Source organism: Glutamicibacter soli (genome assembly GCF_052322135.1).
Lineage (GTDB): Bacteria > Actinomycetota > Actinomycetes > Actinomycetales > Micrococcaceae > Glutamicibacter > Glutamicibacter soli.
This window is the reverse complement of record NZ_CM125969.1, coordinates 310,516-333,772: the sequence shown is the minus strand read 5'-3', so window position 1 is coordinate 333,772 and position 23,257 is coordinate 310,516. Positions and strand designations below refer to the sequence as shown.

The 23,257-nt window shown below is 65.0% G+C and carries 17 protein-coding genes, 1 tRNA gene, 1 other RNA gene and 1 pseudogene; 14 read left to right on the top strand and 6 right to left on the bottom strand.

The annotated features are described in order from the left end of the window. Positions 1–116: 116 nt before the first annotated feature. From ACTX90_RS01645 to ACTX90_RS01635, 3 genes are all read right to left on the bottom strand, one after another. Positions 117–809: a response regulator transcription factor gene (locus ACTX90_RS01645; RefSeq protein ID WP_047118227.1), complete on the bottom strand. Its 693-nt coding sequence runs from the start codon at positions 807–809 to the stop codon at positions 117–119. Positions 810–932: 123 nt separating this feature from the next. Then, positions 933–1,298 carry a VOC family protein gene (locus tag ACTX90_RS01640; RefSeq protein ID WP_047118070.1) on the bottom strand — a complete coding sequence of 122 codons (366 nt, stop codon included), beginning with the start codon at positions 1,296–1,298 and terminating at the stop codon, positions 933–935. Positions 1,299–1,642: 344 nt separating this feature from the next. Then, positions 1,643–1,730, bottom strand: a tRNA-Ser gene (locus ACTX90_RS01635). Positions 1,731–1,918: 188 nt separating this feature from the next. Between ACTX90_RS01635 and ACTX90_RS01630 the strand changes: the two genes are divergently transcribed. The 10 genes and pseudogenes from ACTX90_RS01630 to ACTX90_RS01585 all read left to right on the top strand — a co-directional run bounded on the left by ACTX90_RS01630 (position 1,919) and on the right by ACTX90_RS01585 (position 15,438). After that, complete coding sequence (locus ACTX90_RS01630) at positions 1,919–3,451, top strand: HNH endonuclease signature motif containing protein (protein WP_082123768.1); 1,533 nt, start codon at positions 1,919–1,921, stop codon at positions 3,449–3,451. Positions 3,452–4,151: 700 nt separating this feature from the next. Next, positions 4,152–4,248, top strand: an RNA gene (gene ffs / locus ACTX90_RS01625) — signal recognition particle sRNA small type. 26 nt (positions 4,249–4,274) lie between these two features. Next, positions 4,275–5,195, top strand: coding sequence for a tRNA glutamyl-Q(34) synthetase GluQRS (gene gluQRS / locus ACTX90_RS01620; RefSeq protein ID WP_060617044.1), 921 nt, complete (start codon positions 4,275–4,277; stop codon positions 5,193–5,195). A gap of 9 nt (positions 5,196–5,204) precedes the next feature. Next, on the top strand, positions 5,205–8,996 hold the full coding sequence (locus ACTX90_RS01615) for a DNA polymerase III subunit gamma and tau (RefSeq protein WP_443442840.1): 3,792 nt from the start codon (positions 5,205–5,207) through the stop codon (positions 8,994–8,996). A gap of 131 nt (positions 8,997–9,127) precedes the next feature. Further along, positions 9,128–9,718 (top strand): annotated as a pseudogene (gene recR, locus ACTX90_RS01610) (recombination mediator RecR); the annotation flags it as partial. Between the two features lie 362 nt (positions 9,719–10,080). Beyond that, on the top strand, positions 10,081–11,799 hold the full coding sequence (locus tag ACTX90_RS01605) for a DHA2 family efflux MFS transporter permease subunit (protein WP_443442839.1): 1,719 nt from the start codon (positions 10,081–10,083) through the stop codon (positions 11,797–11,799). An 8-nt stretch (positions 11,800–11,807) separates the two neighbouring features. Continuing rightward, the gene (locus ACTX90_RS01600) at positions 11,808–12,284 is read left to right on the top strand and encodes a MarR family winged helix-turn-helix transcriptional regulator (RefSeq protein ID WP_161448558.1); all 477 of its coding nucleotides are present in this window, start codon (positions 11,808–11,810) and stop codon (positions 12,282–12,284) included. Between the two features lie 213 nt (positions 12,285–12,497). Continuing rightward, positions 12,498–13,049: a hypothetical protein gene (locus ACTX90_RS01595; protein ID WP_443442837.1), complete on the top strand. Its 552-nt coding sequence runs from the start codon at positions 12,498–12,500 to the stop codon at positions 13,047–13,049. 208 nt (positions 13,050–13,257) lie between these two features. After that, positions 13,258–14,544 carry an aspartate kinase gene (locus ACTX90_RS01590; RefSeq protein ID WP_047118075.1) on the top strand — a complete coding sequence of 429 codons (1,287 nt, stop codon included), beginning with the start codon at positions 13,258–13,260 and terminating at the stop codon, positions 14,542–14,544. Positions 14,545–14,658: 114 nt separating this feature from the next. After that, positions 14,659–15,438 carry a phosphotransferase gene (locus ACTX90_RS01585; protein ID WP_443442835.1) on the top strand — a complete coding sequence of 260 codons (780 nt, stop codon included), beginning with the start codon at positions 14,659–14,661 and terminating at the stop codon, positions 15,436–15,438. On the opposite strand, the gene ACTX90_RS01580 is transcribed toward ACTX90_RS01585, so the two are convergent. Both ACTX90_RS01580 and ACTX90_RS01575 read right to left on the bottom strand, forming a co-directional pair. Then, entirely contained in the window at positions 15,435–16,109 is a 675-nt protein-coding gene (locus tag ACTX90_RS01580) for a response regulator (RefSeq protein WP_047118077.1), read from the bottom strand. The two genes, ACTX90_RS01585 and ACTX90_RS01580, sit on opposite strands and share 4 nt — an antisense overlap. Next, positions 16,106–17,800 (bottom strand): sensor histidine kinase, encoded by a 1,695-nt coding sequence (locus ACTX90_RS01575; RefSeq protein ID WP_113607608.1) that lies wholly within the window; start codon positions 17,798–17,800, stop codon positions 16,106–16,108. Before ACTX90_RS01575 ends, ACTX90_RS01580 begins: the two co-directional genes overlap by 4 nt. A gap of 187 nt (positions 17,801–17,987) precedes the next feature. Between ACTX90_RS01575 and ACTX90_RS01570 the strand changes: the two genes are divergently transcribed. After that, on the top strand, positions 17,988–19,421 hold the full coding sequence (locus ACTX90_RS01570; protein ID WP_047118079.1) for a CitMHS family transporter: 1,434 nt from the start codon (positions 17,988–17,990) through the stop codon (positions 19,419–19,421). A 91-nt stretch (positions 19,422–19,512) separates the two neighbouring features. Here ACTX90_RS01570 and ACTX90_RS01565 read toward each other — a convergent pair whose 3' ends face one another. Continuing rightward, positions 19,513–20,067 carry a mycothiol transferase gene (locus ACTX90_RS01565; RefSeq protein ID WP_047118080.1) on the bottom strand — a complete coding sequence of 185 codons (555 nt, stop codon included), beginning with the start codon at positions 20,065–20,067 and terminating at the stop codon, positions 19,513–19,515. Between the two features lie 146 nt (positions 20,068–20,213). Between ACTX90_RS01565 and ACTX90_RS01560 the strand changes: the two genes are divergently transcribed. The 3 genes from ACTX90_RS01560 (at position 20,214) to ACTX90_RS01550 (ending at position 23,255) form a co-directional block, all read left to right on the top strand. Then, entirely contained in the window at positions 20,214–21,107 is an 894-nt protein-coding gene (locus tag ACTX90_RS01560; protein WP_047118081.1) for a hypothetical protein, read from the top strand. A 66-nt stretch (positions 21,108–21,173) separates the two neighbouring features. Beyond that, positions 21,174–21,635, top strand: coding sequence for a hypothetical protein (locus ACTX90_RS01555; protein ID WP_443442832.1), 462 nt, complete (start codon positions 21,174–21,176; stop codon positions 21,633–21,635). Positions 21,636–21,677: 42 nt separating this feature from the next. Further along, positions 21,678–23,255, top strand: coding sequence for a cation:proton antiporter (locus tag ACTX90_RS01550; protein WP_443442830.1), 1,578 nt, complete (start codon positions 21,678–21,680; stop codon positions 23,253–23,255). Positions 23,256–23,257 lie beyond the last annotated feature (2 nt).

The window sequence follows — 23,257 nt, the reverse complement described above, 5'->3', positions numbered from 1 at the left end:
TTTCGGCCATGGGACTCATTGTGCAAGACCACACTTAAGCTGTGTTATCAATTAGCTCAAGATTGCATCAAGCCTCCGAAAATCCAATAGTTTTCTTTAAAAAGCTTCAGGTATCACTAGTATGAACCGGGATCATTTACCAATCTGTATCCAACGCCCCTCACGGTCTCAATCCACTGCGAAGAACGCGCAGAGTCACCTAACTTGCGCCGGAGGTTTGCTATGTGAACCTCAATGCTTCGAACGTCCGAGTCGGAAACATAGCCATGCTCAAGATCGTCGCCTTCAAGGCTGACCCTCCGAGCAAGCTCTTTCTTGCTGCGCACCCTGCCCGGAACTTGCATTAGCACATGGAGGAGGGTGAATTCGGTAGCCGTCAGGACGATGGGCATGCCATCCAGATGAACTTCCCACGTTGAAGAGTCCAAGCGCAACGCGCCATGACTCAGCACCTCGACGGCGGAGCCCTGCCTGTCGCTCAACATCTGGTTGATGCGGGCTTGACGTCGCGAGAACGAATCGATCCTGGCCCGGAATTCACGTTCACGCAGCGGCTTCGGAGAATACCCGTCTGCTCCTGCATCGAAGGCCAAAACCACTTCAATCTCTTCGCTGACGTCCATCACCGCCAAGATGTACGCGTCAAGATGGGCGCTTAAGCGGCGAATCGTTTCGATGCCATCGATATCGGGCAGGCCAAAGCCCACGACAATGAGATCCGGCTTTGCCCTATGGGCCAGCGCAACTCCCCTTTGCCCGCTGGACTCCTCTTGTATGGCAAACCCGATCTGCCGAAGCAGAGTTGTCATTTTTCCACGCACGGCTTCGTCGTACTCAATGACGACAGCCTTTGCTATTTCCCCAACCACGTTTTTCCCCAATCCCCTGTTAAGGCGATCGCGGCGGCCTAACGTTACAGACCGCTGCGTGGACTAAATGCTACCGGAGAGCACGCAGAACTCGTTACCTTCCGGGTCATAAAGAACAACCCAGTCTTCGTCGTCGCGTTGCCCGACGTCCGCGTACTGCGCCCCCAGCGCCAGCACACGGTCGACTTCGTCCTGTTGCGAACTACCCTGCGGCCGAAGGTCAAGATGCATCCGGTTCTTGATGCTCTTCTCCTCTGGCACCTGCGCGAAACAGATCACTGCTTCATTTGACCCATCTCCGCGCCGCCCAATGGTCACCAAGCCTGCGGCTTCTTCTCGAACTTCATAGCCCAATACTTCGCACCAAAACTTGGCAACAAGCATTGGATTCTTACAATCAATGGCAATCTCACTGATGACTACGGACATGGCCCACAACTTCCCGCTCCACAGGCAGCACTTGGATGACCGCCTTCGCCTCGGATGATACGCCTATCTCCCTTTAACGCGACCAAACCGGAAGTTGCCAGCGAATCAGCAAAAAAGCGCCTCGCTGAACTTCGCCCAAGACCAGATCCTAGGGGAACCGCGTATCACTTTGAGGCGTCCAATTGCTGTCTAGGGCTCGAAACTACAAGTTGTCTTTGGAGGTAACGGCGAATCAGCTGGCAATCCGACATCTTGCAAGAACACTTCAAGATCGCGTGGACGGCGGGGATCCCGTTCCAGTGAAATTAAACGAAAAAACCCCCGATTTCTCGGGGGTTTTCCATTGGCGGAGGATAGGGGATTTGAACCCCTGAGGGCGTTAACCCAACACGCGTTCCAGGCGTGCGCCATAGGCCGCTAGGCGAATCCTCCTCAGTCTGCTCCGTGGAGCAGAATCAAGCATATCTAAATTTCCACACAATCACGAATCGAAGACCACGCGCTGGCAAATCGCTTTCCGAGCGACTCCGCGATCCCCTAGATTTAGCCGATTTTCCGCGCTTTCCCCACGCTGCAACAGGCCCCACCAAACTGTCCGTAGTGCGGAGGATACTCAAAACATGAGCAAAAGAGAGGTATTTCACAGCGACGATGATGCCCATCGTCTACCGATGTATCCTCCTGGTCTTCGAAAGAATTTCGGTTCAGGAGGAGTGTGGGACGCGGAACTTGACCAGCACAAGTTCTTCAATAAATTCGCGTCCACCGCCTTGGATCTATACAACCTTCCGCCTGTGGATACACCAGCTGACGGGTTCAGGCGTCTTGAAGCCATCGGCCGGCTTCGAAGCATGCTGGACGCAGCCGAAGCGTCACTCATGGCGGACACCTTGGAAATGTGTGCCCGCGAATCTGCCAACAGGGGCGTCCAAGATTCCTTGCTCGATCAGGAGGACGATCAGGCCCGAGAGCTGTCGGCTAAGTACTACGGCGTCAATTTGGCTGACGAGATCACGGTCAGGTCGTCTTTCATCGCCGAAGCGGCAGTCGCCATGCGAGATTCGGAAACTCACATTCAAGGCAAGCTGTTCACCGCGGAAGGTCTGCGCAACTTGTGCGTAGATACCTTGTCAGCTCTGGCCAATGGCGATATCACTACGAAAGCGGCCAAAGAAATAGTCAAGCAATCTCAGGATCTGGAGCCTGAAGACATCAAACAGATGGAACACGTATTGCTTCCCCTGGCCAAGACAGCTACAGACTCAGCGATCTCGCAAAGAGCCCGCCGAATGAGAGAGCGGCTTCATCCGAAGCCCCTTGACGAACGACATAAAGAGGCACGTGAAGGTCGCTCCATTACGTGGTGGGCGGATGAAAATGGCATGGCCACGATTCAGGTCTATCTTCCCGCGGAGGATATTTTCAGTATGATCAACACAGTCAACTGGTTCGCCGTGACGAATGTTGATGAGGATGATGAGCGCACCGAGCGGCAGCGCCGAGCTGACATTTTCCGCGATGCAATGATTGATGGCTGGCCTGACACGAATGGCACTCCTTTGAAAGCGCGCGTAGCCGTAACTATCCCTGCCTTGGAAATGTTGGCCGACCCCAAAAAGTCCCTCGCCGAGCTAGAAGGCTACGGTCCGATACCTATTGGTACAGCACTGAATATTGCAAGGGATGCACCATCGTTCATCAAGGTGCTAACAGACCCGTGGACGGGTGCCGCGATTGATGTTGCCCGGGAAAAGTATCGCCCAAGCAAGGCGCTAAAGGATCTTCTGCGTTTCCGCGACGTTCAGTGCCGTTTTCCCGGTTGCAATCGGCTGGCCGAGCAGTCAGAGGCCGACCATATTGATGGCTGGGCGCAGGGAGGCCACACATCACGCACTAATACCGAACTCCTATGCAAAAGGCACCAGCTGTTCAAACACGCGTTGGGTTGGGAAGTAACCTATCGCCCTGATGGATCTGTCAACTGGCGCACACCTAATGGGATTGTTTGTCTTGAGGTTCCGGGGAGCGTGAAATCAGTACAGAACTTCGACTTCGAGAGAAACCAGACGCCGGTCCTTCCCGAGGTTGAGATGACTGATCGCGTTCGCAGGGTACTTGGCTGGTACGACCCTCCAGAAGCCGCTGCTGGATAGCCTCCGCAACAGATCACCAGTTGATGAGATGCTGATCCATTTTTTTGATCAGAAACCCAGCCCTAAAGTTCTTTCGACAGCCGCACGACATTCAAAGTATTCTTCCCGTACGTCGTGGACCCGTTCAGAAGGGCTCACATCGCCATGTCGTTCTGGTCCAAATGGCCGTATTCTCCGGTCAAGATATGCAACAGCCCTCGCTCATCATGCGTAGGGCTGCAGCCGCGAGTACAAGTTGGAGACCTCGACGAATTCTGATCAAATTTTTCGTTCAGTTCGCCGAGACCTTCAGCGCAGGCCGCCGCCTCCGGCGCTTGGCGACTTAGTTGTCTTCCTGATCAAATTTCTTGATCAGAATTCTGGGCAATGCCGTCACAACGAGTGCATCTGACGCAAGCTCACTAGCCCACGCAGTGGCACTAAAAGATCTTGACAAGATTTTTAACTCTGTAAACCGCAAGCGCAAGGGATTACAAATCTCAGCCGCCTACGCCCGATCTTCGCCTGAACAAATTTCTTGATCAAAATTTTGCGTCAACTCCGGCCTTAGTCGCCGACAAGCAATTGACTGGCCACCCGGAAACGAGCCGCGTGAGAAATCTGATCAGATTTTTGGTTCACTTTCACTTGCGGGCACCCGGTGAGAGCAAGCGCACGCCCTACGATTTTTATCCACACCCCTTCCTCGGGTAGTATTTTTGGTGACCCCTCGTGTGGTGTCATCCTGTTGAACTCCCCCAGGACCGGAAGGTAGCAAGGGTAGATGGGCTCTGACAGGTGCATGAGGGGTCTTTACTTTTTACGCAAGCCGAATGGAGTCCACGTGGGCGCTGGCCGTTTCGCCCCTAGCCCGTCAGGGCGCCTCCACATCGGCAACCTGCGCACCGCTGTCCTGGCTTGGCTTTTCGCCCGCTCCACTGGCCGCGATTATCTTTTGCGCGTCGAAGACTTGGATCGCGTTCGTGCCGGATCCGAAGACGAGCAGCTTGCCGAGCTCAAAGCGCTGGGTCTAAGTTTCGACGGAACAATGGTGCGTCAGTCCGATCGGTTGCCTGTATACCGCGCCATTGTGGATGATCTCAAAGCGCAGGGGCTGGTCTACGAATGCTTCTGTTCCCGCAAGGACATTGCCGAGGCCGGCAGCGCTCCGCATGCCGCTCCGGGCTCCTATCCTGGAACTTGCCGGAACCTCACCGCGGAAGAGCGTGCCGAAAAGGCCCGGCACAGGCCAGCGGCGCTGCGTCTGCGCGCCGAAGCGAACGTTTTTACTGTTCAGGACGAGCTCGCCGGCAGCTACACGGGGACGGTGGATGATTTCGTCCTGGTGCGTAACGACGGTGCACCGGCGTACAACTTGGCGGTCGTCGTCGACGATGCGGCCAGCGGAATCGACCAAGTAGTCCGCGGCGATGACTTGCTCTCGTCGGCACCACGCCAGGCGTACCTCGCGCAGCTGCTCGGCTATACCGTTCCGACGTACGCGCACGTACCGCTGGCGCTGAACGAGAAGGGCCAGCGGCTGGCCAAGCGCGATGGCGCTGTAACGCTCGAAGAGATCACCGAACAAGGTGTGCATCCAGCCGAAATACGTGCATTTTTGCTAGAGTCATTGGGCTTGCCGGGTCAGGATTTGCAGGCAGCCTTGGAGGCATTCGACCCAGCCGCGCTTCCGCGCGAACCGTGGATCGTGAGGCCTGAAAACATTGTCCAACAGCTGATGCCCCCGGCATCGCGCAACCGATAGGGAACCGGTGTGACTACAGCGCTTTACCGCAGATATCGTCCCGATACCTTCGCCGACGTCATTGGACAGGAGCACGTTACCGCTCCGCTGATGACCGCTCTGGAGAAGAACCGGGTCAATCACGCATACCTGTTCTCCGGACCGCGCGGTTGCGGCAAGACCACTTCGGCCCGCATCCTCGCGCGCTGCCTGAACTGCGAGCAGGGTCCCACTCCGATCCCTTGCGGCACTTGCCCGAGCTGCGTCGAGCTGGCCAACGGCGGCCCCGGTTCCCTGGACGTCATCGAAATCGACGCCGCCAGCCACGGTGGCGTGGAAGATGCCCGCGACTTGCGCGAGCGTGCGACGTTCGCCCCTGCCCGCGACCGCTACAAGATTTTCATCATCGATGAGGCCCATATGGTCACCTCGGCAGGCTTCAACGCGCTGCTGAAGATCGTCGAAGAGCCGCCGGCGCACATCAAGTTCATCTTCGCGACGACCGAGCCGGACAAGGTCATCGGCACCATCCGTTCGCGCACCCACCACTACCCGTTCCGCTTGGTGCCGCCCGAGGCGCTGCTGGAATACCTCAAGGTCCTCTGCGACCGCGAAAACGTCGCGGTGGCCGATGGCGTGCTGCCGCTGGTCATTCGCGCCGGAGCAGGCTCGGTCCGCGATACCCTGTCGGTGCTTGACCAGCTCATGGCCGGCGCCCGCGAAGGGATCCTGGACTACGAAACCGCCATCGCGCTGCTGGGCTACACCCACTCCACGCTGCTGGACGAGGTCGTCCTCTCCCTGCACGAATCAGACGGGGCCGGATTGTTCAGCGCGATCGACCGCATCATCCAGACCGGACTTGATCCGCGTCGCTTCGTCGAGGACCTGCTGGAGCGCTTCCGCGACCTGGTGATCGCCAAGGCGATGCCGGAGGGCCTGGAGAAGATCCTGCGCGGAGTTCCCGCCGACCAGCTCGAAGCCCTGCACCTGCAGGCCGGGCTGGCCGGAGCCGGCGAGCTGTCCCGCTGGGCCGATGTCACCAATCAGGCGCTGACCGACATGACCGGCGCAACCTCCCCGCGCCTGCACCTTGAGCTGCTGGCCGCGCGCCTGCTGCTTCCCGGTTCGCAGAGCTCGGACAGTTCCTTCGCCGCCCGGCTGGACCGCTTGGAGCGCCATGCCATGACCGGCGGGGCGCTGCCCGCGCTGGATGGCGAGGGATCCGAGGACGTTGCCGTCTCCATGGGCTCGGCGCCGAATCCTGGCGCAGCGCGCCAGGGCGCCGCCGCCGTACGCCAGGCTCTGGCCGCGGCCAAGGCCCGCCGCGACGGAGAGCCGATTCCCGAAGCGCTTGCAGAAGCTCCGGCCGAAACCCAGCCTGCACCGGTTCAGCAGGCTCCCGTGCAGCAGGCTCCGGCGCAGCCCGCATCGGCCCCGCAGGATCAGCACACCCAGCCAGCCCAGCGGCACCAAGAATCCCAGGTTCCGCACGCTTCCCAGGCGCCTGCCCAGCCGCAGCCAGACGCACAGCAGCAGACCGCCGCCCAGGCTCAGGCCGCGGACGATCTCAACGCTCCGCTGGATCCGGGAGCGGCAGCCTCGCTGAACACCGGCGCGGACGCCGATTGGGGCGCCACTTGGGGACCGAAGGAAGACCGGAACCCGGTCACCACCGAGATCCAGCCCGGCCCGAGCGTTCCGGCCGAGCGCCCCGACGGCGTCGCGCCGTTCAGCCTGGTGCCGGATCCAGCCAGCGGCGAAGACCTGTCCTTCGGGACCGGTGTCTCCATCGACGACGTCAAGCAGAACCCTGCCATGGCTGAATTCGCCCGCCGCGCGGCAGAAACCCGCGCCCAGCAGCAGTCGCAGCAGCAAGCCCAGGCCGCTGCCCGGCAAAACCAGGCCCCGCAACAGCAGCAGGCAGTCCCGGTTCCGCCAATCCAGCCGGATTCCGAAGCACAGCAGCGCGCCGCCTACGAACAGGCACAGCACTTGCAGAACCCGGCTCAGCAGAGCCAGGCACCGCAGCAACACCAGCAGCAGCATGTCGCCCCGGTCCCGCCAATCCAGCCGGACTCCGAAGCACAGCAGCGCGCCGCCTATGAACAAGCTCAGCGTGAGCAGGCCCAACGTGAAGCCGCCCAACGCCAGCAGGCCGAACATGAAGCAGCCCAGCGTGCAGCCCAGGAACAGGCCGCCCGTGAACAGGCGCAGCGTGAAGCCGCCCAGCGCCAGCAGGCCGAGCGCGAAGCAGCCCAACGCGCAGCCCAGGAACAGGCCGCCCGAGAGCAGGCACAGCGCGAACAAGCCCAACGCGAAGCGGCGCAGCGCCAGCAGGCGCAGGCCGCCCAGCAGCAGAACCAGTACCAGCAGCAGCACCCTCAGCAGGGAAACCAGCCAACGGCTGCTCCAGCCGGAGCTTCTCCGGTCACCAAGTTCCAGCAGGCCTGGCCGCAGATTCTGGAACAGCTGCAGTCCAACTCGCGCGTGCTGCACTCCATGGTGTCGAACTACGGATCGGTCGCCGGATTCGACGGCCGCACGCTGACGCTTGCCTTCAGCAATTCCGGTCCGATCGTCAATCTGAGAAACCGGCCGGACATGATGCAGACGCTCACCGGAGTGCTTTCGCAGGTGGCTGGCGGGCCGATCGAGGTTGTCATCACCGAAGGCGGCTCGAACCCTGCAGGCGGTGGTTCCCCAAAAGGTGAGCGCCGGCCGATCCCGGCGCCAACCCCAGCACCAACCAAGTTCATCAAGGCTGATTCCGCTGGGGTAGCTTCGCGCCCCTCGAAGCCTGCATCGGCCCGGACCGCGGCCGCTCCGGCGACACGCAGGTCCCCGGCACCCGCTGCGCCGGCTGCCGCCGCGCCCGCGCGAGACAACGGCTACGTATCCAGCTACGACGACGTGCCTCCGCCGTACGACGAGCCGTACATGGACGAGCCGCCGTTCCCTGACGACGGCACCTTCGGCGACCCCTACGCAGCGACGAAACCCCAGGCTCCGTCGCCTGCTCCGGCTCAGCCAGCGGCTCCCGCCGCGCCACCGGTCCAGCAGGTCCAGCCGATCCAGCCTGAAGCACCTACTTTCCAGGCTCCGGTGGCTCCGGCCCCGCAGCGCAGCAGCGCCCCGCGTTCCTTCGACGGCCCGCCGGTGGCTCCGCGCCCGCGCATGACCGCCGGGATGAACGCCCGCCAGGCCGAACGCCCCGGCTTCTCGATCGACCGCCCGGTGTCCTCGACGCCGCTGCGCCCGGGCAGCACCACCGACTCCTTCGAGCCGGCGGCCAGCGCCCGCGAGCCCGAGCCGCAGGCTCCTGAACCGATCCAGACGCAGTCCCAGGCCCCCGCGCAGCAAGCTCCGTCCCAGCAGGCAGCTTCGGCACCCGTTGCCCCGGCGCCGCACGGCGCTCCGCAGCAGTTCCGGCCCGCGCAGCCGCCGCAGGCCCCTGCCCGGGAAACCGCTCCGTCTTGGGGCGCCCCGGATCCGGCCGCGCAGCCCGCGAGCACCCCGGCGGACCCGCGTCCGAGCGCAGGCTCCGGGCGCATGAGCCGCTACCAGCAGCTGATGAACCAGGCAAAGGACGCTGCTCCGGCCGCCGCGCCGGTGCAGTCCGCCAGCGGCTGGGGTGGCGCGCCGCTGCCGCCCGAACCTGCGATGGAGGATCCCTACGAGTTCGTCCCGAGCGACGACGACATCGAGGTGGAGGACTCCGCCCTGATCGGCGTTCCTGCGGTCGAGCGGCTGCTCGGCGGCATGGTCATCGAGCAGCGCGACGTGAACGGCAACATCGTGGAAATCAAGCGCAGCCTGTGACCGATCCGGCAGCCATACCAACTGTCGGAGTGAGACACTAGTGTGTACGTTGGCGGGGTGCGTTGGCCTCCCCGCAACCGGCCCGCGGGCCGCTCAAGACCTATCCCTGCAAGCGACGAAAGAAGGCGCACGTGTACGAAGGTGCTGTACAGGAACTGATCGATGAGCTCGGTCGGCTGCCTGGGATCGGCCCGAAATCGGCGCAGCGCATCGCTTTCCACATTCTCGATGCCGACGCCGAGGACATGACCCGCCTGGCCGCCTCGATCCAGCTGGTCAAGGAGAAGGTGAAGTTCTGCGAAATCTGCTTCAACATCTCCGAGCAGGACACCTGCGCGATCTGCCGCGATGAGCGCCGCGACGGCACGACGATCTGCATTGTCGAGGAGTCCAAGGACGTGCTGGCGATCGAGCGCACCCGGGCCTTCGCCGGCCGCTACCACGTGCTGGGCGGCTCCATCAATCCGCTGGCCGGGGTGGGACCCGAGCAGCTGCACATCCGCGAGCTGGTCACCCGCCTGGCCGACGACTCGATCACCGAGCTGATCCTGGCCACCGACCCGAACCTCGAGGGCGAAGCCACCGCGGTGTACCTGGTGCGCGCACTGGCCCCGCTGGGCATCAAGATCACCCGCCTGGCCTCCGGCCTCCCCGTGGGCGGCGACCTGGAGTACGCCGACGAGGTCACGCTGGCGCGCGCCTTCGAGGGCCGCCGGGTTGCCGGACGGGCCGCCGCCCCGCAGGTTGCGCCGCAGCTGCCGGTTCCCGAGCCGCAGCCGCGCAAGGACACCCCTGCGCCGGACCAGCCCGCCGAGCAAAACCCGGAGCCGGCTTCCGAGGCCGGTGCGGAAACGCAGCCGCGCTTCGTCGTTCCGGAGATGGACGACCATCGCAGCGCGACCCGCTGACCACCCGCTCTCCGCAGGATCCACCTCGCCGTCCGCGCTCAGCGCGCCGTCGGCGGGGTGTTTTTATTCCCGCCGCGGCACTTTTGTGGAGCACCCCACACATGGTTGATGATTGTCAACTAATCATTTATAGTTGACGAGAATCAACCTTTCTTCTCTTCTTCTTTGGAGCGCTTATGACCGCAACCGCACCGGTCGCCCAGCCCAAGATGAGCCACCGCGAAATCATGCAGTCCCTGACGGGCCTGCTGATGGGTATGTTTGTCTCCATCCTGGCCGGCACCGTCGTTTCCAGTTCACTTCCAGTGATCGTTTCCGATCTGGACGGCGGCCAGACCGCCTTCACCTGGGTCGTCACCGCCACGCTGCTGGCGACCACCATCTCCACCCCGATCTGGGGAAAGCTCGCCGACCTCGGCAACCGCAAGCTGCTGCTGCAGCTGGCGCTGGCCATGTTCGTACTGGCTTCGGCCGCCGCGGGCTTCGCGCAGAACACCGAATTCCTGATCGCCATGCGCGTCGTCCAGGGCCTGGCCGGCGGCGGCATGGGTGCCCTGAGCCAGATCGTCATGGCCGACATCCTCTCCCCGCGTGAACGCGGCAAGTACATGGGCCTGTTCGGCGCCGTCATGGCCGTGGGCACCGTGGGCGGACCGTTGATCGGCGGCTTCATCACCGACACCATCAACTGGCGCTGGAACTTCTTCGTGGCGCTGCCGTTCGCCGTGGTCGCGATCCTGCTGATCCAGCGCACCCTGCATCTTCCGGCCTTCGCCAAGCGCAAGGTCAAGATCGACTACTTGGGCATCATGCTGCTGTCCTCGGGCGTAGCCCTGCTGCTGATCTGGATGTCCATGGGCGGCTCGCAGTTCGACTGGAACTCCACCACCAGCTACCTGATGGCCGGCGGCTCCGTGGTTCTGCTGGCACTGTTCGTGCTCACGGAATTCAAGGCGGCCGAACCGCTGCTGAACCTGGATCTGTTCAAGAACCGCACCTTCACCTTTGCAGTCATCGCCTCGCTGGCCATCGGCGTCTCGATGTTCGGCACCTCGGTGTTCCTCAGCCAGTACATGATCATGGCCCGCGGCGCGACCGCCACCCAGGCCGGTCTGATGACCTTCCCGATGATGGCCGGCCTGCTGGTCATCTCCACCATCGCCGGCGCGCTGATCACCCGCTTCGGCAAGTGGAAGGCCTTCGTGGTCACCGGCTCGATCCTTCAGGTCGTCGGCCTGTTCCTGCTGGGCACCATCCACTACGACACCAACTTCGTCCTGGTGGGCGTGTACATGTTCATCCTGGGCGCCGGCGTCGGCCTGGTCATGCAGAACATGGTCCTGGTGGTGCAGAATGCCGTTCCGGTCAATGAACTCGGCGTGGCTTCCTCGGCCGTGAACTTCTTCCGCACCCTGGGCGGCACCGCCGGCACCGCAGGGCTCGGCGCCCTGCTGGCAATCAACATTCCGAACATGATCGCCGACCGCCAGTCCGATCTGGCCAAGGCGATGGCCACGCTGGGTGACAAGGCCGCCGAGGTCTCCGCGCAGCTGGCTTCCGGCAGCCTGCCGAGCATCTCCACGCTGCCTGAGCCGGTGCGAGTGATCTTCGAATCCGTGTACGGCGACGGTGTCGCGGCGCTGTTCGCAGTGGCCGCCCCGATCTCCCTGATCACCGTCGTGGCCGTGTGCCTGCTGCCGAACCAGAAGCTGCGCACGCAGACCGCGGTTGAACGCCATCAGGAAGGCGAAGGCCAGGCTCCTGCCTCGGTCCCTGCCGTTGACGGCGCTAAGGGCTTGGAGGCGCAGCGCGCCGAAGGCACCCTGCTCACCGAAGCCCCTGCCACCGCTGACGGCGACAACGAGAAGAAGCCCGGCTCCCCCGCCGGGGCGTAGGAAGGCCCATGGATACCGTGAACGGCCGCGTCGCCAGCACCAGCGCTGAGCGCGCCGAACTCTACGAGGCCGCCGAGCAGCAGTTGCTGGACTTCATCGCGGTCATCGCCCGCACCAAGCGGGAAGTCGCCGCACGCATGGAGCACCGGCTGACGACGGCGGCGCTGCCGGTGCTCGGGCTGGTCGTTCGCTCCAAGGGCATCTCGCAGTCCGAGATCTGCGACCGCCTGCTGATCGACAAGGCGGCGCTCTCTCGCATGGTCACCAAGCTCGAGGAACTCGGCCTGGTCACCCGCGAAGTGGATCCGGACGACCGCCGGGTCTCGCAGCTGCTGCCCACCGAGCTGGCGGTGACCCGGCGGCGCGAATGGCTGCACAACTGGCGGCTGGACCTCAGGGCCCGCATGGAGCAATGGAGCGATGACGACCTCGGCGCGCTGACCACGCTGATCGGCCGCTTGAACCTGGACTTCGACTCCGCCTAGATTCCGGACGCCGTCGGAATAGCCGCGGACTTCGACACATATCGAAGTCCGCGGCTCCTTTCGTTTATGGATCCGGACAAGAAAATCGAAGCTGCGCCGAAATGTCCCGGAGAACGAACGCCTGATGCTGGCGCGTTCCATCGTGTGCGCCTATTGCAGGCAATAACACGTCCCCAACTGGAGGGTGCGGTGCATTCACGCTAGATTTCAAGCATGGCAACACGAAGCAGCAACACCGAAGCAATCGCCCGCGCCACCGGACGGCCGTGGAGCCAATGGTCGAAGGCCCTGCATGAGGCTTCGGCGACCGAGCTGGTCCATCAGCAGATTGCCCAGCTGGCCGCCACGCTGATGCCGAAGGACCTGAAGAACCCTGAATGGTGGGCCCAGAGTGTCGCGGTGGCCTTCGAACAGGAAATCGGCCGCCGAGTTCCCGGCCAGGCCCAGGATGGAAGCTTCCAGGGATCGACCACCGCTACGCTCCCGACGACGCTGGACGGCGCACTGGAACGCTGGCTGCAGGCGGTTTCCGGCTTGGCCGAATTCAACGGGCAGACGCTGGCCGAGGACCCTGCGCTCAGCTCCAGCGAACGTTGGCGCTACTGGCGGGCGAGTTTCAGCGACGGCACCAAGACCCAAGTAGACATTGGGCTCAAGGGCGAAAAAGTCAGCATTGCCGTAAACGTTACTAAGGCTGGGAACCCCGAGATGGTGTCGGAGTGGAAGTCCTTTTGGCGACAAATTTTGGCTCGCACCAAGGGATAGGGAGCGATTTAAGGCACATTCCCCGGCGCCCTCTAGGCAATATGACCAACCGTTAACGTCACAAGTAGGTCATGATCGAGCGAAGCTGTCACAATATTTATCTGGTAGATGTCTCGCGCGGCATTTTCCTGCGCCCGCCACCCGCGGTGTCGGCGGTGCTTCGGACAAGCGCGCGAGCCACAGCTTTCAACAGGTGGAGTGAGTGCCCATGGGCCTAATTGTGCAAAAGTTCGGCGGTTCGTCCGTATCGGATGCCGAAGGCATCAAACGCGTCGCGCGCCGAATTATTGACACCAAGAACCAGGGCCACGAAGTGGTCGTGGTGGTCTCCGCCATGGGCGACACCACCGACGACCTGCTGGACCTTGCCGGCCAGCTGACCGACGAGGCGCCCGCCCGCGAAATGGATATGCTCCTATCCGCCGGCGAACGCATCTCCATGTCCTTGCTGGCCATGGCGATCGACCAGTTCGGCGAACGCGCGGCCTCCTTCACCGGTTCCCAGGCCGGCCTGATCACCGACTCGACCCACGGCAAGGCCCGCATCATGGAGGTCTCGCCGCAGCGCGTGCGCCGCGCCATCGACCGCGGATTCATCGCCATCGTCGCCGGATTCCAGGGCATGAGCAAGGAATCGAAGAACATCACCACGATGGGCCGCGGCGGCTCCGACACCACCGCGGTGGCGCTGGCCGCAGCGCTCGGCGCCGACGTCTGCGAGATCTACACCGACGTGGACGGCGTCTACACCGCCGACCCCCGAGTGGTTCCTTCCGCAACCAAGATCGAGCAGATCACCAGCGAAGAAATGCTGGAGATGGCGGCCAGCGGCTCCAAGATCCTGCACCTGCGCTGCGTGGAATACGCCCGCCGCTTCGGAGTGCCGCTGCATGTGCGCTCCTCCTTCAGCACCAACGAGGGCACCTGGGTGCTCCCGGACCCCAACGACAAGATCAAGATTCAAGAGGGAGAACCCTTGGAACAGCCAATCATCTCCGGTGTTGCCCACGACCATTCCGAGGCGAAGGTCACCGTCATCGGTGTCCCCGACATCCCGGGCAAGGCGGCGCAGATCTTCGGCGTGATCGCCGCGGCCCAGGCCAACATCGACATGATCGTGCAGAACATCTCGACGCGCGGCTCGGGCAAGACCGACATCTCCTTCACCCTGCCGATGACCGAGACCAAGCATGTGCTGGACGCGCTGAACACCGCCAAGGGCGAGATCGGCTTCGAGGACATCGAGCACAACGACGAGGTCGGCAAGCTGTCGCTGATCGGCGCCGGCATGCGCTCGAACCCGGGCGTCTCCTTCACCTTCTTCGAGGCACTGCACCAGGCCGGAGTGAACGTGGACATGATCTCCACCTCCGAGATCCGCATTTCCGTGGTGACCGACGCCGACAAGCTCAACGACGCGGTGCGCGCCATCCACACCGCGTTCAACCTGGACACCGAGGTGGAAGCTACCGTATACGGCGGCACCGGCCGCTAGGCTCACCATCCGCTGGATCCTCAGGCGGCCAGGCACTTCGGTGCCCGGCCGCCTGCGGCGTTAACGCGCCGGCGGGCTTTGCGGGGCCGGACGCGGCGCTGTCATGCTGGGTGCATGAGCAAACCCCTTTTCCTCGCCGCCGCCCCGCCGGAGAATCTTCCCGTGCCGCCCCGCGTGCTCCAGGCTGCCAGGGGCGAGGCGGTCCACGGGGTCTGGCTCAACGCGCTGGGCGGGGTGACCTACCGCCTCGGCGAAGGACCGGCGCAGCGTTTCGCGAAGTGGTCCCCGTACACGGCCTCGGCCAACGGGGCGGGCCGCAGCGCCGCCGATGAGCTCGACCTGCGCCTCGAGGCCGAGCGCCTGTGCTGGGCCGCGGACTACCTGGCCGTGCCGCGGGTGCTGTCGCTGGAGGAGTTCGACGACGGCCAGCTCATGGTCACCGCCGCGCTGCCCGGCCAGAACCTGGTCTCCGATGTCGGCAAGGCCGAACCGAAGCTGGCGGCCCGCGCACTGGGCCGCGGGCTGCGCCGGCTGCACGAGGCGCTGCCGGTCGAGCGCTGCCCGTTCCGCTGGGACGTGGCCACCCGCGCGGGCTGGCTCGCAGGCGAGCTGCGCGAGCGTTTCCTCACCGAGGCGCCCGAGGAAGACCTGGTGGTCTGCCACGGGGACGCCTGCGCGCCGAACACCTTGGTCGGCCCCGGGTACGAGGTCACCGGGCACGTGGACTTCGGCGAGCTGGGCGTGGGCGACCGCTGGGCCGATCTGGCGGTGGCCGCATGGAGCACCGAATGGAACTTCGGGGCAGGGGTCCAGGCCGAGGTGTACGCCGGCTACGGCATCGAGCCCGATGAACGGAAGATCGACTTCTACCGCCGCCTCTGGGACGCCACCTAACGCGAGATATAGCGGTGCTCGGGGCGGCCGCGCGTCCCGTAGCCCAGCTGAAGCTCCAGCGCCTCGTTGGCCACCAGCGCTGCGAGGTAGCGCTGCGCGGTGGCCCGCGCGACGCCCACCGCCTCGGCCACTTCGGCGACGCTCATCGGCTGCGCCGACTGCTTCACGCAGGCCAGCACCGCCTGCTCGGTGGGCGCGGCGCTCGCGCCTGCGGCGGCCGCGTCGTCCACCCCCTGCAGCGTCTTGTAGAGCCGGTCGATGCCCTGCTGGTCCAGCTGCCCGGCGCCCTCCAGCTGCCGGCGGTAGCGGGCCCAGCCCTTGAGCTTGGAGGACAGCGTCTTGGCGCCGAAGGGCTTGATGATGAAGGACAGCGCCCCGCGCGAGATCGCCTGGGAGATGTTCTCCGGCTCGGTCGCCGCAGAGATCATGATCGCGTCCACGCCCAGGGCTGGCAGCAGTTCCAGCCCGCTGACATGCGGCAGGTACAGGTCCAGCAGGACCAGGTCCGGCTTCTGCGCGGCGACGACCTTGGGCACCACCCGCGGATCCTGCACCGGTTCCAGCGCCTGGAAGCCTGGCAGCGCGTTGACCATCTCCGCGTGCAGCGCGCCGACGCGGAAGTCGTCGTCGACGATCAGCACTCGGTAGTTTCCCGTGGTTTTGCCGCTCATGGGCGCTGTCCTTCCGTTGGGGTTTCGGTGGGGGTTCGGGGTTCGGCGAGCGCCGCGGGCAGCCGGGCAGCCAGCACCGCCCCGCCGTCGGCGCCCCCGGGGTCTGCCACCCAGACGTCCCCGCTGCGCGACTGGGCCAGCCGGCGGATCAGCGGCAGCCCCACCCCGGCGCCGTGCTCGCCGCCCAGGGCGGAGCCGGTAGAGACCTCGGGCGAGAAGATGTCCAGGCCGGTGGTGATGCCCGGCCCGGAGTCCGCCACGGCCAGGTGCAAGGTGGTTCCCTCGGAGAGCAGGTCCACCTCCACCCAGGGTTCCCCGGCGCCGCGCAGCGCGGCGGTGAAGGCGTTGTCCAGCAGGTTGCCGAGCACCGCGGTGGCGTCCTGCGCGTCATGGGCGGAGGCGATCTGCCCGAAGAGCATCGACTGCGGCGAGACGCGCAGCTCGATGCCCTGCTCGTGGGCGCGCACCGCCTTGGCGGAGATGAATGCCGACAGGTAGGCGTCCTGCACTGCCTCGAGCCCGGGGACCTGGGCGATCTTCGGCCCGGTTTCCATGACTTCCTGCAGGTACTGCTCGGCCTGCTCGATCTTGCCCAGGTTGATCAGCCCCAGCACCGCATGCATGCGGTTGGCGAATTCGTGGCGCTGGGCGCGCAGCGCATCGGCCATGTCCTGCACCGCGTCAAGCTTGGTGCCCAGCGCCTCGACGGTGGTCACGTCGTGGAACAGCACCACCTGCCCGAGATCCACGCCGTCGCGGTTCACGTCCGTGACGCGGGCGATCAGCGAATTCCCGTTCGCGTTCAACCGCAGCGGCGCCTTGTCGTGCTCGCGGATGGCGCGCACCAGGGCCGCATCAAGCCCGGCCGACGCGTAGTGGCGCCCCACGACGTCCTGCAGCTCCGTGCGGTGCGGCAGGCCCAGCAGCTGTCGGGCCGCCTTGTTGCGCACCGTGATCCGGTTGTCCACGCCGATGCCCATGACGCCTTCGGTCACGCCGTAGAGCACCGCCTGCTGGTCGCGGACCAGCTGCGCGATCTCCGAGGGTTCCAGGCCCAGGGTCTGCCGCTTGAGCTTGCGCACCGTGTAGCGTCCGGCGAGCACCGCCAGCGCGGCGGCCAGCAGGGCGAACAGCGCGATCCAGCTGAAGGACTGCGCCAGCGCCCCGGTCAGCGAATCGGTGGTCACGCCAACCGATACCTCGCCTATGACCATGCCGGAAGAGGAATATATCGGGACCTTGGCGCGCACCGACTCGCCCAGGGTGCCGTGCTCGCGCGAAACGTCCTCGATACCAGCCAGGGCCACCGGCTCGGTGGAGACCTTCAGCCCCAGTTCTGCGGGGTTCGGATGGCTCAGGCGCAGGCCGCGGTCCTCGGTGATCACGACGAAGTATGCATCTCCGCGGTTCACGATCGCCTGGGCCGTCTCCTGCAGCGGGCCGGTCCTCAGCGCCTGGACATCGAGCCGGTCCTGGGCCGCGTAGCGCTCGACCTCCTGGACCACCGAGGGCATGACTGCCACCGAACGCGCGATGGTCAGCGAGCGGTCCTCGGCCCGGTTGAACACCTGGTTGTAGCTGGCGTAGAGCGTTCCCGCCGTGACCAGCACGATCAGGAAGCCGACCACGATGAACTGCAGGCGCATGATGCGCGAGGCGAAGTGCCGGGTTCCGGGTCGGGAGGAATGCATGGCACCAAGCATATCCACCGGAGTGCGCCCGAGTGAGTTTTATGAGCAAAAAGATTCCAATGACCAAAAGGGGGCGGTAATCAGCACAAGCCCCGCAACGTGAGCGCCGACACGTAGCGTGGAAGGGATTCCTCATTCCACCGGATGCCACGCCGATGTGGCACCACGATCCAAGGAGGTCGGGGCAATGCTCGTTGCACTCGGATTCCTCATGGTCATCACCTTCATGGTCCTGATCATGACCAAACGCATGACCCCGCTGCTGGCGCTGATCATCGTCCCGACCGCGTTCGGCCTGTTCGCCGGCGCCGGCTTCGGCCTGGGCGACATGATCATGGACGCCATCAAGTCGATGTCCGGCACCGCGGCGCTGCTGATGTTCGCCATCATGTACTTCGGCCTGATGATCGACGTCGGGCTCTTCGACCGGCTGGTCGCCGGCATCCAGAAGCTGGTCGGCAACGACCCGGCCAAGGTCGTCGTGGGCACCGCCCTGCTGACCGCGGTGATCTCGCTGGACGGCGACGGCTCCACCACCTTCATCGTGGTGACCGCGGCCCTGTTGCCGATCTACCAGCGCCTGGGCCTGAGCCCTGTTGTGCTGACCTGCGTGGCTGGCCTGACCAACGGCACGCTGAACATCGTCCCGTGGGGCGGTCCGACCGCCCGCGCCGCCGCGGCGCTGGGGGTCGAGGCCTCCGACGTGTTCGTCCCGATGCTCCCGTCGCTGGGCATCGCCCTGGTGGTCATCGGCATCTTCGCCTGGCAGATGGGTATCGCCGAGCGCCGCCGCATGCAGCGCGAGCATCCCGAGCTGTGGGGCACCTCGTTCGGCGGCGGCAACCTCGCCGGCGGCCAGGGCGGTTCCGGCAAGGGCGGCAAGACCCGGGGCGGCGTGTCCGGTTCCCCGATCGCCGTGCTGGAAGCCGTAGCCACCAAGGGCGACGGCACCGAAACCGCGACCATGGACGGCACCGTGCTGGATCCGAACCGCGAAACCCTGCGCCCGAAGCTGTTCTTCTTCAACCTCGCGCTGACCGTTGCCATCATGGTGCTGCTGGTCGTGGACGTGCTGCCGCTGTCCTACCTGTTCATGATCGGCACCGCCATCGCACTGGTGGTCAACTTCCCGAAGGTCTCCGACCAGGTCAAGATGATCGCCTCGCACTCCAGCGAGATTATCGCGGTAGTCTCCATGGTGCTCGGGGCCGCGGTGCTCACCGGCGTGCTGTCCGGCACCGGCATGGTCGACGCGATGAGCCAGTGGCTGGTGACGATCATCCCTGATTCGCTGGGCCAGTACATGGCGGTGATCACCGGCCTGATCTCCATCCCGGCAACCTTCTTCATGAGCAACGACGCCTTCTACTTCGGCATCCTGCCGGTGCTCACCGAGGCCGGAGCGCACTTCGGAGTTCCGGCGGTGGACATGGCCCGCGCCTCCATCACCGGCCAGCCGGTGCACATGCAGTCCCCGCTCGTCCCGGCAATCCTCCTGCTGGTCTCCCTGGCCCGCGTGGACTTGGGCGACCACCACAAGAAGGTGTTGTGGCGTGCACTGGTGGTCAGCCTGGTCATGCTCGCCTCCGGCGTGCTGTTCGGCGCGATCGCCATGGGCTAGGCGCCTGGCGGATCTGCCCCCGGCATCCGCCGCCACCTGCGGCCCGCACCTCCACCCGATCGGTGGCGGTGCGGGCCGCAGCTTTTTGCCTTCAGCTGCGCGGATACCACGGCGGCAGGTAGTCCCAGGGCGGGTCCTCGCCGACGCGGCCGTCCAGCGCCTCGCGCAGCAGGTCCGCATGGCCGGCATGCCTGCCGTATTCCTCGATCACGTCGCACACCAGCCGACGGATGCTGGGGTGTTCGCCGCCGAAATCCAGCGCGCTGGGCTTCTCCAGCGCCCCGGGTTCCAGCAGTTCGAGCTGGATCTCCCGGCTGGCGGCCACGGCGCGGTCGTAGATCCGGTAGACCGCAGCGGGATCCTCGCCAACGACCTGGAACTGGTCGGTCCCGTCCGCGGTCAGCGCCAGCAGCGTTTCGGGCTTGCGCCGGGCGATCAGCCAGATGAACTTCTCGTCCTCCACGGCGGCCAGGTGCTGCAGCAGCCCGCCCAGGCTCAGCGCGCTGGACGCAAGCCTGAAGCGCAGCTGCTCGATGCCCAGCCCGTCGGCCTTGTAGCGGAAGGTCGCGCGCAGCCGGTCAAGCATGCCGAACAGGTGCTGCGCTTCCGTGCCGGCCAGCGGCGGCTCCCATAATGGTTCCTTCATCGTGCGGCCTTCTGGGTTTTTGGTGTTCCTGCCTTGCAGTATGCGCAGCCGCGGCGCCGTCCGCCAGCCTCCCCCGGCGTTTGGGGGAGGTGTGAACTGGCGTACCAAAGGTGGAGTTGCCGCGCGCGAGACCGGATAATTGAGCCATGCCCCAAACCCTTGAGGTCCTTGCTCCCGCCGACTGGCTGTCCCGGGCGGCCGCGCACGAGCAGCGCGCCCGCGCCTTCGGCGAGCCCTTCGTGGCCCGCAGGATGAAGGGGCGCAAGCACCCCATCGAGGACTTCCTGTTCACCTACTACACGCAGAAGCCCGGCCAGCTCTACCGCTGGCATCCCGGGATGGATGTGGTGCTTTCCGGGCCCGAGGCCGCGCAGCGCGAGAGCTGGAAGTTCTATCGGCCGGTGGACACCGCCGCCGGACCCGGCTGGGCTTTGGATGCCGAGGCCTTCGGCCAGGCCCGCACCGAGGCCATCCGGTTCGCCCGCATCATCCTCGCCGGTACCGCGCAGCGTCCGGGCAATTTCGCCTGCTTCGGCCTGCACGAGTGGGCCATGGCCTACAAGTCCGAGGTCAACGGCATCCGCCACGAGTACCTGCCCTTGCGGCTGGGCGCCGCCGGCACGGACGAGGTGGTCGAATCGCACCGGATCCGCTGCACGCATTTCGACGCGTTCCGCTTCTACACCCCGCAGGCCGCGCCGCTCAACGAGCTGCAGCCGACCCGTGATACCCAGCGCGACCTGGAGCAGCCCGGCTGCCTGCACGCGAACATGGACCTGTACAAGTGGGCGTACAAGCTCACGCCCGCGGTGCCCAGCGACCTGGTAATGGACTGCTTCGAGCTGGCGTGGGACATCCGCACCATGGACATGCAGGCCTCCCCCTACGACTTGGTCGACTGGGGCCATGAGCCGATCCGCATCGAAACCCCGGAGGGCAAGGCCGAGTACGTGCGCCTGCAGAAGGACTTCGCGCAGCGGGCCGAGGTGCTGCGCGCCCGGCTGCTGGAGGTGGCCAATGCCCTGGTGCTGCCCGAATAAACGGACCGATCGGCCCTGCGGCCACGACCTCTGGCAATGTGCGCGGCTGGCGTGCAGAATGAGCCCATGGATGATGCGCAGACGCTGAAACGCCACCCTCCGCTGGCCTCCGGGTTGTTGATTGCGGCCGCGGCGCTCGCCGCCGGAATTGCGCTGGCCAGCTGTTCCGCGGCGGAACCCCAGGCTTCCCCGACGGACCTGGAGATCCTGGTCCGCAATGACGGCGCGACGGTATCCGGCGAATACCGGCTGCGGTGCCAGGGCGAGCAGGTCGGCGCGGGCAGCACCCTGCCCACCGCCGAGGCGGCCTGCGCGCTGCTCGCTTCCAACCCCGCCGTGCTCTCCCCCGCGGCCAACCAGAACCGGATCTGCACCGAGATCTACGGAGGCCCCGACACCGCGCAGATCACCGGGACGCTGGCCGGGCGCAGCGTGAGCGTCTCCTTCGACCGGCACAACGGCTGCGCCATCGACGACTGGGCTGCCGCGGCTCCGCTGCTGGGCGATGGCGCGTTAAACAGCAACTAAAATCCCTGATCCTGCGGGGCTGAGAACTAGAATAGGAAGACTATGGAGTTTTTCCTGCTGGTCATTGCACTGTTGTTCGCCACGATCCTGATCGTGGGTATTGGCGAGCGGATCAAGCTCCCCTATCCCATCCTGATGCTGATCTTCGCGACGCTGGCGGGCTTTTTGCCCTTCATGCCGGAGATGCACATCGATCCGGAGCTGATCCTGCCGATCTTCCTGCCGCCGTTGCTCTTCGCCACGGCGCAGCGCAGCAGCTGGTCGGTGTTCCGGTTCCGCTGGAAGGCGCTGATCCGCCTGGCCGTGATCCTCATCGTGGTCACCGCCGGGCTGGTCGCCGCTGCGGCCTGGGCCTTCGCCCCCATCGCCTCGATTCCGCTGGCGCTGGCGCTCGGCGCCGTGGTCGCCCCGCCCGACCCGGTGGCGGTGGACGCGATCGCCACCAAGGTGAAGATGCCGCGGCGGCTGACCTCGCTGCTGGAAACCGAGGGCCTGTTCAACGACGCGATGGCCATCGTGATCTTCCAGCTCGCGGTGCAGGCCACCGAGAACCAGTCCGAGGTCGGGCTGGAAATCATCCCGCAGTTCCTGCTCGGCGCGGCCGGCGCGGTGGTCCTGGGTCTGGCCATGGGCTGGCTGATTGGCGCGCTGAACCGCTTCGTGCCGAACCTCGCGGCCCGTTGCGCCGCGACCCTGGTGGCTCCCTACGCGGTCTACATGCTGGCCGAGGAGGTGCACGTCTCAGGTGTCATCGCCGTGGTGGTGACCGCGCTGGAAATGGTGCGCCGCGACCGCCCGCAGGATTCGCAGGAGCGGCTGACCCGCCACGCCTTCTGGGAGGTGCTGGAGATGCTGGCCACCGGCCTGGCCTTCGGCCTGATGGGCATCGAGATGAACTCCGTGATCCAGGAGGAGGGCAGCAACCTGCTGGGCTTCATCCCGGGCATTATCGCGATCTGCGTGGTCGTGATCGGCGTGCGCGCCGTGTGGATGTTCGCCACCTACTACCTGCCCAACCGCAAGAACCCCAGGATCTCCGCCGCCAAGGACACGCTGGTGCTCACCTGGTGCGGCATGCGCGGGCTGGCCACGCTTGCCCTGGCGCTGGCGCTGCCCAAGGTCACCGCCGACGGCGCGCCGATCGAGGGACGCAACTTCGTGGTGGTCGCCGCGTGCTCGGTGCTGCTGATGACCCTGGTGATCCCTGGGCTGACGCTGCCGGCGCTGATGCGTGTGCTGAAGCTGCGCGGCAATGAGCAGGACACCAAGCGGGCGCGCCGCGCGCTGGCCCGCCGGGCCGAGGCAGTGGCCATTGCGACGCTGAAGAAGAACGTGGAGCTGCAGGATTTGCCGGAGAACTACCAGCAGGCGGTGCGCCGGCGCATGAATTCGCTGCACACCATCCTGGCCACCGACCCGGACCCGCACGATGCGATCACCGACGAGAAGTACACGCAGATCCGCGCGGTGATCGCCAAGGCCGACGCCATCCAGGGCATCGCGCTGCAGGCTGCCCGTGCCGAGCTGCTCAAGGCGCGGCGCGAGCCGAATGTCGATCCGCATCTGGTCGACGAGATCATGGGCCGATTGGACCGGCGCACCGCGACGCTGGACCGCTAGCG

Excerpts from the sequence above, each read along its gene's own strand:
- ACTX90_RS01585 (WP_443442835.1), top strand. The coding sequence starts at position 14,659 with ATGAGCAAACCCCTTTTCCTCGCCGCCGCCCCGCCGGAGAATCTTCCC.
- ACTX90_RS01575 (WP_113607608.1), bottom strand. The coding sequence starts at position 17,800 with ATGCATTCCTCCCGACCCGGAACCCGGCACTTCGCCTCGCGCATCATG.
- ACTX90_RS01595 (WP_443442837.1), top strand. The coding sequence starts at position 12,498 with ATGGCAACACGAAGCAGCAACACCGAAGCAATCGCCCGCGCCACCGGA.
- ACTX90_RS01580 (WP_047118077.1), bottom strand. The coding sequence starts at position 16,109 with ATGAGCGGCAAAACCACGGGAAACTACCGAGTGCTGATCGTCGACGAC.
- ACTX90_RS01605 (WP_443442839.1), top strand. The coding sequence starts at position 10,081 with ATGACCGCAACCGCACCGGTCGCCCAGCCCAAGATGAGCCACCGCGAA.
- ACTX90_RS01590 (WP_047118075.1), top strand. The coding sequence starts at position 13,258 with ATGGGCCTAATTGTGCAAAAGTTCGGCGGTTCGTCCGTATCGGATGCC.
- ACTX90_RS01600 (WP_161448558.1), top strand. The coding sequence starts at position 11,808 with ATGGATACCGTGAACGGCCGCGTCGCCAGCACCAGCGCTGAGCGCGCC.
- ACTX90_RS01640 (WP_047118070.1), bottom strand. The coding sequence starts at position 1,298 with ATGTCCGTAGTCATCAGTGAGATTGCCATTGATTGTAAGAATCCAATG.
- ACTX90_RS01570 (WP_047118079.1), top strand. The coding sequence starts at position 17,988 with ATGCTCGTTGCACTCGGATTCCTCATGGTCATCACCTTCATGGTCCTG.
- ACTX90_RS01630 (WP_082123768.1), top strand. The coding sequence starts at position 1,919 with ATGAGCAAAAGAGAGGTATTTCACAGCGACGATGATGCCCATCGTCTA.
- ACTX90_RS01555 (WP_443442832.1), top strand. The coding sequence starts at position 21,174 with ATGGATGATGCGCAGACGCTGAAACGCCACCCTCCGCTGGCCTCCGGG.
- ACTX90_RS01645 (WP_047118227.1), bottom strand. The coding sequence starts at position 809 with ATGACAACTCTGCTTCGGCAGATCGGGTTTGCCATACAAGAGGAGTCC.
- ACTX90_RS01550 (WP_443442830.1), top strand. The coding sequence starts at position 21,678 with ATGGAGTTTTTCCTGCTGGTCATTGCACTGTTGTTCGCCACGATCCTG.
- ACTX90_RS01565 (WP_047118080.1), bottom strand. The coding sequence starts at position 20,067 with ATGAAGGAACCATTATGGGAGCCGCCGCTGGCCGGCACGGAAGCGCAG.
- ACTX90_RS01560 (WP_047118081.1), top strand. The coding sequence starts at position 20,214 with ATGCCCCAAACCCTTGAGGTCCTTGCTCCCGCCGACTGGCTGTCCCGG.